Genomic DNA, 2,452 nt, shown 5'->3' with positions numbered 1-2,452 from the left:
GCGAATTTCCAAGATGAGCAAATCCGTAGTCGCATTCAGGAACGACGGGAAACCCAGAACAGCTTAAAGGAGGCAAAAACCCACTTAGACGAGTTATTACACAAACAGAAACTGGCGTCAACTGCCCAACAGGTGAAACCCCACGAATTGCGGAAAACGGTGATTATCAGCTTAAGTTATCCGGCACAGGTGACAGTTTCCCAGCAACAGTTAATTGTCGAGTATTTCGTTCCTGGCGCACGCTGGACACCCACCTATTTATGCCGTTTAGAGAGTAGCACGAATACCGCCGCGATCGCAGTTCGGGCTTTTTTGTGTCAGCGTACAGGAGAAGATTGGTCTGGGGTGCGCTTAGAACTCTCGACAGCTAACCCAATGACGTGGTGTGAGTTACCAGAATTACCCTCACTGCGGTTAGGACGCACCCAACCTGTCCCCAGAAAATCCGGTTGGCGTTTACCTCCCGTTGGTGCAACAATGCTGTTTGCCGATTATGACCGCCAGAAGCCGCAGGTGGTCACTGGACAAAGAGCCTTTACACAACCAGAGAGTAGAATCAACAGTTCATCCTACAAGCTGGAAGTGAATCTGATTAATCAACATCGGGAGCAAAAACTGACACAGGAGAAAGTACAAGACGATCTGGATATGGAACTTGAATGCCTCCTGTCCGATACCGATAAGGCTATGGAGTTTCATAACCTGTTCGATGAATCAGGAGACGAGTTTGCTGACCTTGACGCCATGCTGTCCGATGCACCAAAAGAAACAGAATGCGACTTAGATCAAAATCTCCATAATTTACTGGAAGAAGCAGAATCCAGCTTCCGCCATTCTTCTATGGAGCAATACTTAAGAGGTAGAGATTATGAACCCGAAGAAACAGAATGCGACTTAGGTGAAACCTTGAGTCAACTCATTAGTGATCCGGTGATTAACAACGATGACTTACTGACTTACAATTTAATGCGACTTCCCGGCGCAGATGACCCCAATAAGCGAGGTAAATTACTGCTTCAAAACCAGCAATATGTCTATCTAGAACTCCTCAAGCAACAGCAATTTGTGGTAACATTCAATGTCCTAGAAATCGTCAAGCAGGCTATATCAAAATCCCACCAATGTTTGTCTACCCCATTACCGCCTGGTGGACTATCAGTACGTGAAGCAGCAGGTTCCTTTGATTATGCTTATCTTGCCGATGGACGGGTGGATGTTCCGTCAGATGGACAATTTCATTCCGTCGCACTAACTAGCCAAAGTACCGATGTCAACCTGCGCTATATTGTCGTTCCCCGTGAAGATACCAATGTCTTCCGAATCGCCCAACTTTGCAATCCTTTAGACGCCCCACTTTTAAGTGGTTCAGCTGATGTTTATGTTGATGGGGAGTATATCTTATCCACAACATTACCCACCGTACCCGCCAAGGGACAAGTTGAATTAGGTTTAGGCGTTGAACAAGGGATAAAAGTCGCCCGAAACACAACGTATCAGGAAAAACGTTCCAGTCAGTTATTAGTCGCCTTTAACGAACTCTGTCACCACATTAAAATTGACATTGCTAATCGTTTAGCCAACGAAGCACGGATTGAGATCCGAGAACGGATTCCTGTACCCCAAGAAGGAGAAAAAGTTGATGTAGAACTTGGTCAAGTTTCCCCTCAATGGCAAAAATACGAACAAGAAGAACGCGGACAACTCATTCAAGGTGGATATTGCTGGCAGATACAAGTACCCAGTCAACAACAGGCAAAATTATCAGCACAGTACACCATTAAAACCTACGCCGATAGTGAAGTAATCGGTGGGAATCGACGAGAATAGTTCGTTCGTAGTGAGGGGACTTTAGCCCTCTCCAGCTAGGCGTTATAGCACTAAAGTGCTTACTACAAACTACGCTATTGTCAGGTCAATAGAGAAATATCCTAACGTATCGATAAGTGCATATCCTGGTAATCACCCAGAGATATAGAACAATGTACCTGGGATCAGCCATAGGATAATCCGATGCCGAACATCATCCAACTCGCCTCGAAAATAGATAAAGTTAAAGTCTATGCGGCTGGTGCAACCGTTAGCCGTATCGCCGATTTGCACTTAGAGAATGGAGAAACGCCAGAACAAATAGAAATTTCAGGACTTCCCCTGGCGCTAGATGATAGCAGTGTGCGAGTACAAGTTGCAGGAAATGCCAATTTGGTGATTCCTACCGATATTCGCATCAGTCTTGCGGTTCCTTCTCACCCAGAACTCCCCAACTCCCCCGCTGAGGAACAACTGCACCAAGCCAAAGCCGAAGTGAGGCGAATTCAAGAGACGATTGCCCTAATTGATAACGAAATCTCTGTCCTAAAACAGCTTCATGTACCCAATCAACCGAAAGCAGAACCGGGAAAAGCACCCCCCCCTTCACCCCTAGCCGCCCGATTAGCGATCGCGAATTTCCAAG

General features: G+C 46.2%; 2 protein-coding genes. Both read left to right on the top strand.

Annotated elements, in window-relative coordinates; all coding sequences use genetic code 11:
- The coding region (locus RH949_RS12200) for a DUF4139 domain-containing protein (RefSeq protein ID WP_446353400.1) at window positions 1–1,827 on the top strand (1,827 nt) is incomplete at its 5' end.
- Window positions 1,828–2,010: 183 nt separating this feature from the next.
- Window positions 2,011–2,452 (top strand): DUF4140 domain-containing protein (locus RH949_RS12195; RefSeq protein WP_446353398.1); only part of this gene is annotated, 442 nt, incomplete at its 3' end.

This window comes from Coleofasciculus sp. A1-SPW-01 (assembly GCF_040217205.1).
GTDB lineage: Bacteria > Cyanobacteriota > Cyanobacteriia > Cyanobacteriales > Coleofasciculaceae > Coleofasciculus > Coleofasciculus chthonoplastes_A.
Note: the sequence above shows the minus strand (reverse complement) of the source record. Positions and strands in the feature narration are given on the sequence as shown.